Here is a 13,347-nt window from a genome sequence, read left to right as displayed (position 1 = left end):
ACGCCGCAAAACCCTTATCCTAGAGGGTGGGGGGGCGGGGTATTTTTTTTAACCAAAATTTAATATTTTTGGGGGTTTCCACCCCCCTGTGGGCGGGCGCCCGGGGGGCCCCCGCGCAGAGAGGTTGGTCACCGCGCTTCTTGCTCTGTTGTTGTTTGTCGTTCCAGGCTCCGCCGAGCCTCAGCCGATAGCGATTGGCTATCTCGGCCAGACGCGCAGTCCGCCCATGCCGCTTGGGCCGCTGGACCATTTCGCCGCCGATGATGGGGTGCAAGGCGCCCGTCTCGGCATCGCCGATGACGATAGCACGGGCCGCTTTCTGGGACAGCGCTTCCGGCTGGTGGAGCGATCGCTGAAACCCGGCGAGCCGCCGCAGGACGCGATACGACAGTTTGCTGGCGAGGGGATCACCTTTGTCGTTGCCGATCTCGACGCGGGGCCGCTGACGCAAGCGCTTGCGGCCACGGGCGCCGAGCGGATGCTCCTGTTCAACAGCCGCGCCAGCGATGACTCATTGCGTCAGGAGGCATGCAGGAAAAACCTGCTGCACACTATTCCAAGCCGCGCCATGCTGGCCGATGGGCTGGCGCAATATCTCGCCTGGAAGGGCTGGCGGCACTGGTTCCTGCTTGTCGGTCCGCATCCGGAAGACCAGGCCATGGCTGCCGCCTTCCGGCGCGCAGCGGCGCGTTTCGGCGCGGAAATCTCCGTCGACCAAGCGTGGATCTTCCGACCAGCAAACGGCCGAGCCGACACAGGGCATGTCACCCTGCAAACGGAAATACCGGCCGCAACCCAGGTCGCCGACTACGACGTTCTCGTCGTCGCCGACGAGGCCGACGAGTTCGGCGCCTATCTCGAGGGCCGCACAGCATTGCCTCGGCCCGTCGTGGGCACGCAAGGGCTGGTGGCGACCGGCTGGAGCGCCGTTAATCAGGAGTGGGGTGCGACGCAACTGCAGGAGCGGTTCAGGCGACAGGCCGGACGCTGGATGATGTCGAGCGATTACGCCGCCTGGCTGGCAGTGCGGAGCGTCGGGGAGGCCGCGACGCGGCTGAACAGCGTCGATCCGGCAGCGATCAGTGTCTACATCCGAGGCAGTGAGTTTCTTCTCGCCGGGTTCAAGGGGCAGGGACTCAGCTTCCGTGCCTGGGACGGCCAGATGCGCCAGCCCATACTCATCGCTGGATCGCGGTTGCTGGTTTCCAGCTCGCCTCAGCCTGGCTTCCTGCACCAACGCACGCCGCTTGATACTCTGGGCATCGACCTGGAGGAGAGCACATGCAAGTCCTAATCGTGATTGTGGTCCCGCTGCTGTTGTCCGCTTTGGCCGGACCTGCCGCCGCCGAAACCATCTATGTCTCAAACGAGCAGGACAACACAGTGGCCGTCATCGATGGTGCAACCATGACGCTGTCGGCGACGATCGATGTCGGGCGCCGGCCACGCGGACTGGCACTCTCGGCCGACAAGAAGATACTTTTTGTCGCTGAAGGTGACGACAACCGCATCGATGTCGTGGACCTCGCCAAGCGGCAAATTGTCGGCCAACTGCCCACAGGCGCCGATCCGGAATTCTTCGTGGTTCATCCCGACGGCAAGCGGCTGTTCGTCGCGAATGAGAACGACAACCTCGTATCCGTGGTCGACATCGCGGCCGCCCAGGTGATCGGTACGGTCGATGTCGGCGTCGAGCCAGAGGGCATGGCAGTCAGTCCCGACGGCCGTTACGTCGCCTGCACCTCGGAGACGTCAAGCATGGTGCACCTCATCGACGCGGGCAGCCTCGAACTGGTTGACAATCTGCTGGTCGACACACGGCCGCGGGCAGCCGCTTTCTCTCCGGACGGGAAGCGCTTGTGGGTGTCTTCCGAAATTCGCGGCACGGTAACGGTGTTCGACACCCTAACGCGTGCACAGACCGGCAAGGTCCAGTTTGAGGTGCAAGGCATTCGCCGTGAAGGCGTCCAAGCCGTAGGCATCGAGATGTCCCGCAACGGCGGCACTGCCTATGTCGCGCTTGGGCCAGCAAACCGCGTCGCCGAAGTCGATACCGGGACGCTGGCGGTGCGTCGGCTCTATCTTGTGGGCCAGCGACCTTGGCATGTCGCACTGTCGGACGATCAAAAACATCTGATCAGTGCCAACGGCAATTCCGGCGACATTTCCTTCATCGACCTGGAAAACGACGAAGTGCTCAAGTCACTGCCCGTCGGGCGCGGCCCGTGGGGCGTCGTGGTTGGGCCATGAACGCTTTGTCGCTCGACAGTGTCAGTCACAGCTTCAAGCAGCGGCGAGTTCTGGACGCCGTCTCCTTTTCGGTTGCGCAGGGTAGGGTCTGCATCCTGCTCGGCCGCAACGGAGCCGGCAAGACAACGTTGTTCTCGCTCGTCACAGGTCTCTATCATGCCCGCTTCGGATCGGTGCAGGTATTCGGTCACGCGATGCGCACCGATCCTGCGGCCGCACTGGCCGCGATGGGAGTCGTATTCCAGCAGCAGACCCTCGATCTCGATCTCACGACCGCGGAGAATCTGCGCTATCACGCTGCCTTGCATGGGCTTGCCGCCGAAGTAGCGGAAGCCCGGATGCGCGAGGAGCTCGGCCGTCTCGCGGTTCTCGACAGGCTTCATGATCCCGTCCGATCTTTGTCTGGCGGCCAGCGGCGGCGCGTCGAAATCGCCCGTGCTTTGATGCACCGCCCGCGCATTCTCCTGCTCGACGAACCAACCACGGGGCTCGATGTTCCGGGCCGTCAGGCACTCGCTCACCATGTGCATGGGCTATGCCGCGAGCGCGGCATAGCCGCGCTTTGGGCCACACATTTCCTGGAAGAGGTGACGCCTGAGGACGATGTCGTCGTGCTCCATGCTGGCCGCGTGCAATGGGCGGGCGGCGCCGACCGCATCGAGGCCGAGCTTGGCGTCGCCAGCATGACCGATGCCTTCGCGAAGCTCACGGCTGCGGCATGAAAAGGCGCCACGCGCTGCGAGCGCTCAACGGCATCTTCCATAGGGAGCTGCTACGTACCCTTCGGCAGCGCGGCCGATTGGTTTCGGCGATTGTCCGGCCGCTGGTCTGGCTTGCCATTTTCGCCGCCGGGTTCCGGTCCGTGCTTGGCTTGTCGACAACGCCGCCTTATCAGACCTATGTCCTCTACGAAGTTTATGTCGTGCCCGGGCTCGCCGCGATGATGCTTCTGTTTCACGCCATGGCAAGTTCGCTGGCGATGGTCTACGACCGCGAGATGGGCAGCATGCGCCTGTTGCTGACCGCGCCGTTACCGCGTTGGTATCTGCTCGGTGCCCGGCTGCTTGCCAGCGTCGTGGTCGGCCTGCCGCTTGTCTATCTGTTCCTGGTTGTCGCGCGCTACTGGGATGTGCGTCCGCCGATGCTCGGTTATCTCGCCGTGTTGCCAGCGCTTGTCCTTTCGGGGCTCATGCTGGGGGCTTTCGGCCTGCTTGTGTCGTCACTCTCCACGCAGATGGAAAATTTCGCCGGGGTGATGAACTTTGTCATTTTTCCCATGTTCTTCGCCTCGACGGCGCTTTATCCGCTTTGGCGGCTCGCCGAGGCCGGCCCGGTGCTTGCGACCGTGGCAATGCTCAATCCGTTCAGCCACGCGGTCGAACTGATCCGCTTCGCGCTTTATCTGCGCTTCACCCCGATCTCCTTCCTGGTCGTGCTGGCCTGCCTTTTGGTGTTTTTCCTCGCGGCAGTTGTCGGCTATGATCCAGGACGCGGCCTGTGGTCCCGGCGCGGCGATCAATGACCTTCATTTAAGCGCGTAGAGATAGGCGGCCACGTCCCGCGCCTCCTGTTCGGAAATGCCGGTCGAGGGCATTGCCGTGCGCGGGTTGACGTCTCTTGCCGCGCGAATCCACCGGATCATGTTTTCCGGATTGTTGGACAGGATGCCGCCGATATAGACGCGAGCGGCCAGACTGGCGTCCAGGCGCGGCCCGACCAGGCCTTGCGCGCCGGGCACACCGCTGATCGTGTGGCAACCGGCGCAACCGTTCGCCGACATGATCGGTACAGCCCGCGTGGCGATGCCACCGGTCGCTTCGTTCGCCTCGTGTTCGGCCCTCTCGGTACGTTGCTGCTGCCACCAGGCAAACGATGCCAGTATCACTGGCAATATAAGGAACATTGCCGCAACACAGATCCGGTTGGTCTTTCCCGATTGCTCGTGCCCACCCCCATCGGCGCCTTCCGTCCGTGAACCGGGCGATGCCACCGTCAAGCCGAGCATGGCTCCGGCCGCAGCCGCGCCGACCGTCAGCAGCATCATTCTAACCGGCGTTAAGGGCATGGGATGCCTCCCGGCCGGCTCTTTGCCCGCTTGAACGAATCCACAGTCCTGCCAGCAGCAACGCCGCACCGCCATAGACCAGCCCGGCCGGCACCCACATTATAAGCCCCGCGAGTTGCTGGTCTTCGAGCGGGCTGAGGCCCCAAATCTCAGCGCCGGTAGCGTTTGCAGGGTACCAGAGCCGCGGCGATACCAGGAGCAGAACACCGAGCAGCCCTGTGTGCAGGGAGGTTAAAAAGAGATGCATGACCGCGCTGCCATAGGCCTGTTCTCGGCCGTGCCGCGGCAGCAGCGCCCACCAGAACAACAATCCGGTACCGAGAAAGCTTGCATGCTGGGCATAGTGAAAAAAGCCGCGCTCGAGCGCCGCGTGGAACAGCGCTGGAACGTGCCACAGCCAAATGGCCACGCCGTGGAGCAGAGTGGCGGCTAGGGGGCGGCTTATCGCTGCCCAGGCCGCCTGAACCACACTTGCATGCCCGGCATGGCCAAATGGCCGTCGCAGCGATACCGGCAGCGCCCACATCATTGCCGCCGCCGGTAAAGAAGCGACCAGCAATGGCGCCGCAACGGCCATCAGCAATTCATGTTCGATCATATGCGCGGTGAACACGCGCTCGCCCAAGGCGTGGATCGGGCTGACCAGCGCTGCCGCCAGCGCGATCCACCCGGCTGCGAACAACAGCGCCTGGCGCACTCGCAAAAAGCGGCCGCGGTCGCTCCGCCGCCAGAGTCGCAGCGCTCCGCCCGCATAGATCAGCGCGACTGCCGCAAGCGGCAAAGTGATGGGCAGCGCCAGCGTCCATCCCGCCTCTTGCGAACCGGGGCCGTAGGAGATCGAAGTGGAGAAGAAGGCGTCGAAGCTCATCGCACGCACCAGTCGAGGATGAGCGCGGCGCTGCCTTGCATTATGATCACCAAGGCAAACAGCAGTGCGGACAACATGCCAAGGTTGGCAACGAACTGTTCTGTCCCTCGCGTGCGTTCTGGTTTGAACGCGGCACCGCCCAGCCGCTTTGCCCGCCATGACAAAGCACCGCCGAGCAGAGAAAACAGCGCCAGCGCCAAAGCGATGGGCAGCACGATCGGCACCTGGCGATTGCATTGCCAATGCACAAGCGAATAATTCAGTTGCGTCGATACCGCCCAGGCCAGTGGCCCTGAAAGAAGTCCGCCCCAAGAAGTGCCCAACACAACCGCACGCATCTCAGCCGAGCCTCGGGGTCCAGTAGATCAGGAGATAGATCGGGATCCAGCTGGCGACCACGAAATCCCAATAGAAGACATTATCGCCAACATCGCCGAAGCGACGGCCGCTGTTACCGTGACGCGTGAACATCAGCACCGTCAGCACAATGGTGTCGCCAACGTCGGTGATCAGATGCGTCGTGTGCAGCCCAAGCAGCACCCACAGCATCGAACCGTAGGCGTTGGTGTCCCAGTAGATGTTCAACGCCGGAAACTCGAACCAGCGTACGACGAGCGGCGCAATCCCGAGCAGCGACATGACAACGAGGCCGATCCGCACAGGCATGATCGCGCATTGCTCAGCATAGCGGTTGAGCATGTGGTTTGGCACCAAGCTGACAATCAACAGCAGCGTCACGATGGTTCCGGGCCAATGGTTCGGCCGCGGCGCGCCGAGTGGCCATTGCGGCCACGACAGCGCCAGGTAGAGATAGGCACCTGCGGCGAGCGCGAAGCCGGTGCCTTCCAGTGCCATGAAGCCGAGCGTGCCCCACCATGTGGGGCTGCGCGGACCAATTCCATAGGTGGGCAGGGCGGAAAGATCGGCGGCGGGACGCTGTTTCATTCCTCGTCCTCCGGATCGCCTTTTGGCCAGAACCAGCCGATCAGCGTGATAGCAATCGGCAAGGCGCCCCAGACCACGGCCCAGGGCGTAAAGATCGAATAAAGGAAGGTCGCGCCCACAGCGATGGCCGCAAACAGCGGCCAGATCGATGGCGTGGCCGATTTCTCCCGAATGTCGGGACGCGCTTCGGCTACCGTCGAGATGACAAGTTCGCGCGCGTCGACGCGGAGGCCTGTCGCGACCGGCAAGGCCTCACGTTCGGCCCACAGCGGCTCGGCGTGGGTGACGACGGGGATGCGGGCGAAGTTGTAGCTCGGTGGCGGCGACGTCGTCGCCCATTCCAGCGTGCCGGCATCCCAGGGATTGTTGCCCGCCGGTGCGCCTCGCAAGGCGCCGTGCAGCATGTTGAACGTGAACAGGACGAAGCTCAGGAAGAACACCGCCGCGCCGGCGGTGATGAACAGGTTGATGTTTCCCCAGCCAAGCTCGGCCGGATAGGTATAGACCCGTCGCGGCATGCCCCAGAGACCGACAAGATGCATGGGGAAGAACGCCGCATTGAAGCCAATGAACGCCATCCAAAAATGCCAGCGCCCAAGCCGCTCGCTCATCATGCGGCCGGTGAGCTTGGGCAACCAGAAATAGGCGGCGCCAAGCAGCGGAAAAACCGATCCGCCGATCAGCACATAATGGAAATGCGCGACCACGAAATAGGTGTCGTGGACCTGCAGGTCCAAAGGCACGGATGCTACCATCACGCCGGTGAGACCGCCGATGACAAACGTAAAAACGAAGCCGAACACGAACAGCAGCGGCGTCCGGATCACCGGCCGGCCGTCCGACAAGGTCGCCAGCCAGCAGAATATCTGCAGCCCGTTGGGAATGGCGATCAGCATGCTCGACGCGGTGAAGAAGCTGGCGCCGAGCTTCGGCAGGCCGGTCGCGAACATGTGGTGGACCCATAGGCCAAACGACAGAAAGCCGACTGCGATCAGCGACAGCACAAGTCCTAGATGCCCGAAGACCGGGCGTCTGGCGAAGGCGGAGATGATCGACGACACCATTCCTGTCGCCGGCAGGAAGATGATGTAAACCTCTGGATGGCCGAAGAACCAGAAAAGATGCTGGAACAACAAGGCATCGCCGCCCTCGGCCGGGTTGAAGATGTGGGTACCGACGAGCCTGTCGAGGATCAGGAATGTCGAGGTGATCATCACCGCCGGCATGGCGAAGACGACGACGAAGGACGTAACCAGCATCGCCCACACGTAGAGCGGGATCTTGTCGAGCGACATGCCTGGCGCCCGCTGCTTGAACACGGTGACGATGGTCGCGACGGCGACGGCCAGGGACGACACTTCGGTGTAGGTGATCATCTGCGCCCACACATCTGCGCGCTTGCCGGGTCCGAATTCGGGGCCCGACAACGGCACATAGGCGAACCAGCCGACGTCCGGCGCCATGCTGAGCGCGAACGACGCCCAGGCAAAAATCCCGCCCGAGACGTAGATCCAATAGCTGAACGCATTCAGGCGAGGGAAGGCGATGTTGCGCGTGCCGACCATCAGCGGCACCAGATATATGCCAGTGGCCTGCACGATTGGTACGGCAAACAGGAACATCATGGTCACGCCGTGCATGGTGAACAGCTGGTTGTAGAGATCCGGCCCGATCAGGCCGCGTTGCGGTCCCGACAGCTGGATGCGCATGGCGACTGCATTGAGCCCGCCCAGGCACAGGAAGACGAAAGCGGTCACGAGATAGCGCCGCGCGACGACCTTGTGGTCGACGCTCGACAGCGCGCCGATGATGCCCGGCTTCGTTCGCCAGGTCCGTTCGAGCCAGCGATGCAGGGTGGCATCGTCCAGACCGGTATCGCGCGGCCCGTCGCGTTCTGGGGCAAGGTCGCCCTTGGGGGTTGCTTGCGGCACCAGGTCGCGTTCGCTGGTCAGATCGGAGCTGCTCATTTGAGCCCCTCCAGATAGGCGACAATCGCATTGAGTTCGTCGCCATTGAGATCGACCACCGGCATGTGGGCGCCCGGCTTGATGCCTTGCGGGTCGGCGATCCAAGCGGCAAGATTGCCGCGGCTCATCGTCAGCGTTCCGGCGGCGAGTGTTTGCCGGCTCGCGATGTGCGTGAGATCGGGCGCAACCGTGCCGCCGGCAACCGTGCCGCCAATTTTGTGACACATCACGCAGGCACGATTGAGGAACAATTCCGCCCCGGCGCTGGCCTCAGCACTTACCGGTGCAGCGGCGGACCGAAGCTGGTCATTCAACCAGGCATCGAAGACCGGCCGCGGCTCGGCGATGATCAACGTGCTCATATTGGCGTGCTGCTGACCGCAGAACTCGGCGCATTGGCCGCGATAGACGCCCGGCTTGTCGGCCATGAGATCAAGGACATTCTCATGGCCGGGGATGAGGTCGAGCTTGCCGGCGAGGCTCGGCACCCAGAAGGAGTGGATCACATCGGTCGAGGTCACGATGATCCGTACCGGCTCGCCGGAGGGGATATGGATCTCATTGGCCGTCGTAAGGATGCGGCTCGGCTGGGCGTTTTCGTAGCGTACCTCCCACCACCATTGGTGTCCGGTAACCCGGATCGTCAGCTCCGCGTCCGAGCCGATGGCGGCGAGCGTCCTGTTGGCGAAGAAGCTTAACAGAGTGAGCCCGACGAGGATCACGGTCGTCGCGCCAAGCGCGGCCCAGACCGCCCGCGCCTTGCGGTGCTCGGCGCCTGGATCGAGCACGAGCGGGTCGGAGCGCGTGCGCGATCGCATCGCAAGTGGCGCTGCCAAGGCGATCATCACCAGGAGCCAGATCAGCGCGCAGAGCCCGGTGAAGAACCAGATGAGCCAAGCCAATTCGGAGGCGGCGGGGCCCTTCGGGTCGAGTGCCGATTGCCAGCCGGAGCATCCCTGGAGAAGCAACACGCAGGTCGTGCCGAACGCCGCAAACACGGGCCGTCTCACGGCGACTTCCCCAAAGTCGCGGCATCCGGCAGGCGGTTCTCGGACGGATGCACCATCATATCATCGTTGCGCGAAGGCGCGGCGGAGGAGGGCGCGTTGCCGCCCAGCGAGCGGACGAAGGCGGCAAGCTCCCAAATCTGGTCGTCGGGAACCTTGTCGCGGAATGTTGGCATGCCGTTCGGCCGCCCGTCTCGGATGGTGGCGTGGATGCTCTCGATCGAACTGCCATAAATCCATTTCTGGTCCATCAGGGCCGGTCCCATGCCGCCGCCGCCATTGGCATGGCAGCCGGTGCAGTTGAACCAGCTGAAGAGGCGCTTGCCCTCGCTAAGGTGAAAGGCGTTGGCCTCGAAAGCGGCAGCCTTGTTGTCACTTAGAGAGGGCCGCTCGCCGCCAGGCTCCAACGTGGTGACGGGGGCCGGCTGCTCGCCGGAGCCGAGCGCGGATTGCGGACGTGTGTCGCGCTCTTCCCGTTGGCATGCCGCAAGCGCCAGCGTAGCGGACAGGAGCACGACGAGCCCCCGTTTCATCGCACCGGACTCCCGCCTGCGTCCAGACGAGGCACTCCAAACTGAGTCAGAATGGAATCGATCTCAGCCTTGTGCTTAGCAAGTGCGGCATCGAGTTCGTCACGCAACGCGGCGTCCTCATGCCGGACGCCCATCGAAATATCGTAAATCATCGGCAGCATCGGCCCGTCTATGCGGGGGGTCACTGGCGTGAGCTTAAGCAACACCTTCTGCTTCGCGGCGAAGTAGCCGGCGAGCGGCCCCCAGACGACGGCGAGGTCAACCTCGCCATTGGCCACCGCTTCGACGATGCGCGCCGGAGGGTTTGGCGCTGAATAGTCGCCATAGACGGGGTATCCGATCAGATGGCCGACAATACCACGGCGGCCAAGCGCTTGGACCGGAGGCGAGTTGGCGCCGTCATCGCCAATGAGTTGCACACCAATGCGCAGCTCACGCAGGCGCGGATCGTCGAAGGACGTGATATCGGGGCCATCCTTGCGCATCACGAATACATAGGAGGAACGGTAGTAGGGTGTGGTGGTGCGCAGCATTTCGAGGTTGGCGGGAGTGCCCGGGACGAGGTCGCAAAGCCCGGCCTTCAGCGTATTGCGGACAAAGCCGCGGCGCTGCGCCCACCAAACGTAGGAAAGCTTGGCGCCAAGCTCGCCAGCCACGATTTCCGCTATCTTATTCTCGAAACCTTGGCCGCTGGCGTTCGAGAAGGGCATGTTGTTGGGGTCGGCACATACCCTCAACTCGCGCGCATGAGCGACTACGGCGGCGGAAAACAAGACGAGCGCACCGATCGCGGCGGCAATGTGCCGGACGGCTTTTCGCCCAACGGGCCTGTCGAAGTCGTCAGGGCAGGCGGAATACATAGAGCGTTCCTCCTGGCGTCGTCACGTCCTTCAAATCCTTCATGGCGTTTGCGAAGCCGAGCGCGGCTGTGGCGTCGCGTGGATCGAGGTCGCCCGACACGATCGCACCGGCCCAACCGCCGACCCCCGACAGGATCGCCACATATTGACGCCCGTCGGGACCGCGGTAGGTGATCGGCTGGCCGATGATGCCGGACGACGTCTTGAACTTCCAAAGCATTTCCCCTGTCCTGGCGCTGACCGCCTTGAACCAGCCTTCCATCGTGCCGTAGAAGACGACATCGCCGGCGGTGACCACCGCACCGCTCCATACTGGAAAGTTCTCCTTCAAGTTCCATACAGGCTTGGCGGTGGCAACATCCCAGGCAGTGAATGCACCCCGATTGCCGCCTGGCCCTGGGATCATACGGACGTTCATGCCGACATAGGGCGTGCCGGCGATGTAGTTCACCTCGACGCCCTCTTCATCCATGCAAAGGTTGTTGTGGGGGATGTAGAGCAGGCCTGTCCTCGGCGAGAATGCTGACGGTTGCCAATCCTTGAGGCCGGCCGCGGTCGGACAGATGTCGCGCACGACCTTGCCAGTGCCGGTCTTCTTGTCGGGATTTACGACGAGTCGGCCGGTCTTCAGATCCACGCCCTTGCTGGAGTTAACTGGGCCGAAAGGCTGAGCCGACAGGACTTCGCCGGTGGTGCGATCCAGCACATAGACGTAGCCATTGCGCTCCGGCCGCACCAGCACCTTGCGCGGCTGGCCCTGCCAGTTCATGTCCAGAAGAACCTGCTCGTTGATACCATCGTAGTCGTGCAGATCGTGCGGCGTCCACTGATAGAACCATTTCGCCGCCCCGGTGTCCGGGTCGCGGGCGAAGATGCCGGCCGTCCATTTGTTGTCGCCGGGCCGCAGGTCGGGGTTCCAGGGGCCGGGATTGCCGGTGCCGTGGAAGAACAGGTTTAGGTCGGGATCGTATGAGATCCAGCCCCACATATTGCCGCCGCCGATCTTCCATGCTTCCGGCGGCCATGTCGTCACGCCAAGGTCCTTGCCCTTGTCCGTGTCGTAATGCGGCTTGAAATCCGGGCCGATCAGCACGTCCTTGTCGGGGCCGGTGCTGTAGGCCGTCCAGACGACATGTCCGTCGGCTGCGTCGAGCGCCTTGACCCAGCCGCGCACGCCCATCTCGCCGCCGGAATTGCCGACCAGCACTTTGCCCTTTACCACCAGCGGCGCCATGGTGATCGTTTCGCCAATGTTGATGTTACCGATCTGCGTATTCCAGATCGGCTTGCCGCTGCCGGCGTCCAGTGCGATCGTGTGGCCATCGAGCGTGTTGAAGAAAATGCGCCCGTCGGCGAAGGCTGCTCCCCGGTTGACGACATCGCAGCAGGCGACGCCCTGCGCCGCCGGTTCCGGATTGGGCTCGTATTTCCATTTCATCGGTGCGCTTGGCTTGGACAGGTCGAGCGCGTAGACGATGTTGGGAAACGGGGTCACGATATACATCGTGTTGCCGACAACGAGCGGCGCGGCCTCCTGGCCCTTGTTTACGCCGGTCGAGAAGGTGAAAGCCACCTGCAGGTTCTTGACATTGCTTTCGGAAATCTCCGCCAGATCGCTGTAGCGGGTCGAGGCATAGTTCTTTGCCGGCATCGTCCACTGGCCGTCATCGGGCGGAGCGGCTGCAGGCGGCGGCCTTATCGCGGTATCAGCCGCGGGTTGGGCAGCCGCGCCTGCCAACAAAGCGAGGCTTGCGAGCATCACCAAACCAAGACTGAATCTGGAACCGCGTTCTGTTGCCCGCATCGCTCTCCCCGCTTTAGCGGTTTTGCCCCGCATCGACGCAAGCTGCGTCATTTGTGTAGCGAACCGCCGACGCCGGCACCAAGCTCTGCGGCGACGTCGGCTTCGGTTCCCGCGCATAATGGATGACCCCAGCCCGAAGCGCTCTTTCCACCGGGATCGAGATCGTAGATGATGGCGTCCTTGCGGTTTGGATTGACACCGGCCGGTACTTTGTCCAGCGCAAGGGCCGCGCGCACGCGCCAGGCGACATTGTGGTCGGCACAGGAGGAATCGCCGCTGACGCCCAGTCCGCCGACGATGCCCTTCCCATCATACAGCGCCAGGCCGCCACCAAACACGACAACCCCGCCGATGGGCTTTCCCATCAGCGGGTCACCGGCGCTGCCGAACGTCGACGGGTCGCCTGTATAGGCGATCGCCTGGTTGACCGGATTGGTGGCCTGCAGCCCAAACAGCGGACCGCCCGGTTGGACCGGCGCATAAAGATTTGCCGTCGACAATGCCATCTGGGGAAGGCTGAGCCCGTTGGCCGTGCTGGCCTTTTCGGCTGCGATCAGCCGGCTGCCGGGCCATTGCGCGTCGGCGGTGGGGCCGCTGAAAGCGATGGCGCAGACCGTTCCGTCACGTGCCACAACTGCGGCCCATTCATTGGTATCGAAGCCGCCATTGCCGGGCCCGCCGCTGGCCTTGACGCTCGCCTTAAGGGCCGTCAGCAGCTTGTCGTGGTCGGCGAGGCAGGGTGCTTGCGCCGAGGCCGTTTGCCCCGCGTCGCCTATCGCCAGCAGGAACAGACTTAAGGCCAGTGACAGGGTTGGACGATAATCCATTGTCTCTAACGTTAGTTGAACACTCTCTAACGCTTGAGACGGGCGGAAGTGCCATTGGGGCGAAAAAATGTTGTTCTTCGCGCGCTTGCGGGCACCGTCCGGAGGACGACAGCGGCCCCACCTACCGTTCGTGCAGCAATGGTTGGAACAGAAGAGGCATTCGCCAGTTTGCTGGCATGCAGTCGGTGTTCGAACAAATTGCGCGGTCGCTGAAAAAGCGG

The 13,347-nt window shown here is 63.2% G+C and carries 14 protein-coding genes; 4 read left to right on the top strand and 10 right to left on the bottom strand.

Features of this window, described 5'->3' with window-relative positions:
* Window positions 1-124: 124 nt before the first annotated feature.
* The 4 genes from NKI20_RS32610 to NKI20_RS32595 are packed head-to-tail and all read left to right on the top strand — an operon-like array spanning window position 125 to window position 3,772.
* On the top strand, window positions 125-1,294 hold the full coding sequence (locus tag NKI20_RS32610) for a lanthanide ABC transporter ABC transporter substrate-binding protein PedA1 (protein WP_031259911.1): 1,170 nt from the start codon (window positions 125-127) through the stop codon (window positions 1,292-1,294).
* A complete protein-coding gene (locus NKI20_RS32605) occupies window positions 1,282-2,250 on the top strand; it encodes a PQQ-dependent catabolism-associated beta-propeller protein (protein ID WP_352487707.1) in 969 nt (322 codons plus the stop codon). The genes NKI20_RS32610 and NKI20_RS32605 overlap by 13 nt, the downstream gene beginning before the upstream one ends.
* Window positions 2,247-2,972, top strand: a complete 726-nt coding sequence (locus NKI20_RS32600; RefSeq protein WP_023758476.1) for a lanthanide ABC transporter ATP-binding protein PedB/LutE — start codon at window positions 2,247-2,249, stop codon at window positions 2,970-2,972. The genes NKI20_RS32605 and NKI20_RS32600 overlap by 4 nt, the downstream gene beginning before the upstream one ends.
* Window positions 2,969-3,772, top strand: coding sequence for a lanthanide ABC transporter permease protein PedC (locus NKI20_RS32595; RefSeq protein ID WP_352487709.1), 804 nt, complete (start codon window positions 2,969-2,971; stop codon window positions 3,770-3,772). Before NKI20_RS32600 ends, NKI20_RS32595 begins: the two co-directional genes overlap by 4 nt.
* A 3-nt stretch (window positions 3,773-3,775) precedes the next feature.
* Here NKI20_RS32595 and NKI20_RS32590 read toward each other — a convergent pair whose 3' ends face one another.
* From NKI20_RS32590 to NKI20_RS32545, 10 genes are read right to left on the bottom strand one after another with little or no spacing between them, the layout of a single operon-like run.
* Complete coding sequence (locus tag NKI20_RS32590; RefSeq protein ID WP_352838046.1) at window positions 3,776-4,315, bottom strand: c-type cytochrome; 540 nt, start codon at window positions 4,313-4,315, stop codon at window positions 3,776-3,778.
* Window positions 4,296-5,183 carry a cytochrome c oxidase assembly protein gene (locus NKI20_RS32585; protein WP_352838044.1) on the bottom strand — a complete coding sequence of 296 codons (888 nt, stop codon included), beginning with the start codon at window positions 5,181-5,183 and terminating at the stop codon, window positions 4,296-4,298. Before NKI20_RS32585 ends, NKI20_RS32590 begins: the two co-directional genes overlap by 20 nt.
* Window positions 5,180-5,521: a hypothetical protein gene (locus NKI20_RS32580; protein WP_023758480.1), complete on the bottom strand. Its 342-nt coding sequence runs from the start codon at window positions 5,519-5,521 to the stop codon at window positions 5,180-5,182. Before NKI20_RS32580 ends, NKI20_RS32585 begins: the two co-directional genes overlap by 4 nt.
* A gap of 1 nt (window position 5,522) precedes the next feature.
* Complete coding sequence (locus tag NKI20_RS32575; RefSeq protein WP_023758481.1) at window positions 5,523-6,128, bottom strand: cytochrome c oxidase subunit 3; 606 nt, start codon at window positions 6,126-6,128, stop codon at window positions 5,523-5,525.
* On the bottom strand, window positions 6,125-8,095 hold the full coding sequence (gene ctaD / locus NKI20_RS32570) for a cytochrome c oxidase subunit I (RefSeq protein ID WP_023758482.1): 1,971 nt from the start codon (window positions 8,093-8,095) through the stop codon (window positions 6,125-6,127). The genes NKI20_RS32575 and ctaD overlap by 4 nt, the downstream gene beginning before the upstream one ends.
* Complete coding sequence (coxB, locus tag NKI20_RS32565) at window positions 8,092-9,105, bottom strand: cytochrome c oxidase subunit II (RefSeq protein WP_023758483.1); 1,014 nt, start codon at window positions 9,103-9,105, stop codon at window positions 8,092-8,094. Before coxB ends, ctaD begins: the two co-directional genes overlap by 4 nt.
* Window positions 9,102-9,635, bottom strand: coding sequence for a c-type cytochrome (locus NKI20_RS32560; protein WP_352487712.1), 534 nt, complete (start codon window positions 9,633-9,635; stop codon window positions 9,102-9,104). The genes coxB and NKI20_RS32560 overlap by 4 nt, the downstream gene beginning before the upstream one ends.
* Window positions 9,632-10,495 carry a substrate-binding domain-containing protein gene (locus tag NKI20_RS32555; protein WP_352838041.1) on the bottom strand — a complete coding sequence of 288 codons (864 nt, stop codon included), beginning with the start codon at window positions 10,493-10,495 and terminating at the stop codon, window positions 9,632-9,634. Before NKI20_RS32555 ends, NKI20_RS32560 begins: the two co-directional genes overlap by 4 nt.
* Entirely contained in the window at window positions 10,476-12,299 is a 1,824-nt protein-coding gene (locus NKI20_RS32550) for a methanol/ethanol family PQQ-dependent dehydrogenase (RefSeq protein ID WP_023758486.1), read from the bottom strand. Before NKI20_RS32550 ends, NKI20_RS32555 begins: the two co-directional genes overlap by 20 nt.
* Window positions 12,300-12,346: 47 nt before the next feature.
* Window positions 12,347-13,126: a heme-binding protein gene (locus NKI20_RS32545; RefSeq protein ID WP_023758487.1), complete on the bottom strand. Its 780-nt coding sequence runs from the start codon at window positions 13,124-13,126 to the stop codon at window positions 12,347-12,349.
* Window positions 13,127-13,347 lie beyond the last annotated feature (221 nt).

It is taken from the genome of Mesorhizobium sp. M0830, assembly GCF_040319965.1.
GTDB lineage: Bacteria > Pseudomonadota > Alphaproteobacteria > Rhizobiales > Rhizobiaceae > Mesorhizobium.
This window is presented reverse-complemented; position numbering and strand designations above follow the sequence as displayed.

What these genes read in the sequence shown, in the direction of transcription:
- NKI20_RS32605 (WP_352487707.1), top strand. Translation starts at nt 1,282, where the DNA reads ATGCAAGTCCTAATCGTGATTGTGGTCCCGCTGCTGTTGTCCGCTTTG.
- NKI20_RS32600 (WP_023758476.1), top strand. Translation starts at nt 2,247, where the DNA reads ATGAACGCTTTGTCGCTCGACAGTGTCAGTCACAGCTTCAAGCAGCGG.
- NKI20_RS32595 (WP_352487709.1), top strand. Translation starts at nt 2,969, where the DNA reads ATGAAAAGGCGCCACGCGCTGCGAGCGCTCAACGGCATCTTCCATAGG.
- NKI20_RS32590 (WP_352838046.1), bottom strand. Translation starts at nt 4,315, where the DNA reads ATGCCCTTAACGCCGGTTAGAATGATGCTGCTGACGGTCGGCGCGGCT.
- NKI20_RS32585 (WP_352838044.1), bottom strand. Translation starts at nt 5,183, where the DNA reads ATGAGCTTCGACGCCTTCTTCTCCACTTCGATCTCCTACGGCCCCGGT.
- NKI20_RS32580 (WP_023758480.1), bottom strand. Translation starts at nt 5,521, where the DNA reads ATGCGTGCGGTTGTGTTGGGCACTTCTTGGGGCGGACTTCTTTCAGGG.
- NKI20_RS32575 (WP_023758481.1), bottom strand. Translation starts at nt 6,128, where the DNA reads ATGAAACAGCGTCCCGCCGCCGATCTTTCCGCCCTGCCCACCTATGGA.
- ctaD (WP_023758482.1), bottom strand. Translation starts at nt 8,095, where the DNA reads ATGAGCAGCTCCGATCTGACCAGCGAACGCGACCTGGTGCCGCAAGCA.
- NKI20_RS32560 (WP_352487712.1), bottom strand. Translation starts at nt 9,635, where the DNA reads ATGAAACGGGGGCTCGTCGTGCTCCTGTCCGCTACGCTGGCGCTTGCG.
- NKI20_RS32555 (WP_352838041.1), bottom strand. Translation starts at nt 10,495, where the DNA reads ATGTATTCCGCCTGCCCTGACGACTTCGACAGGCCCGTTGGGCGAAAA.
- NKI20_RS32550 (WP_023758486.1), bottom strand. Translation starts at nt 12,299, where the DNA reads ATGCGGGCAACAGAACGCGGTTCCAGATTCAGTCTTGGTTTGGTGATG.
- NKI20_RS32545 (WP_023758487.1), bottom strand. Translation starts at nt 13,126, where the DNA reads ATGGATTATCGTCCAACCCTGTCACTGGCCTTAAGTCTGTTCCTGCTG.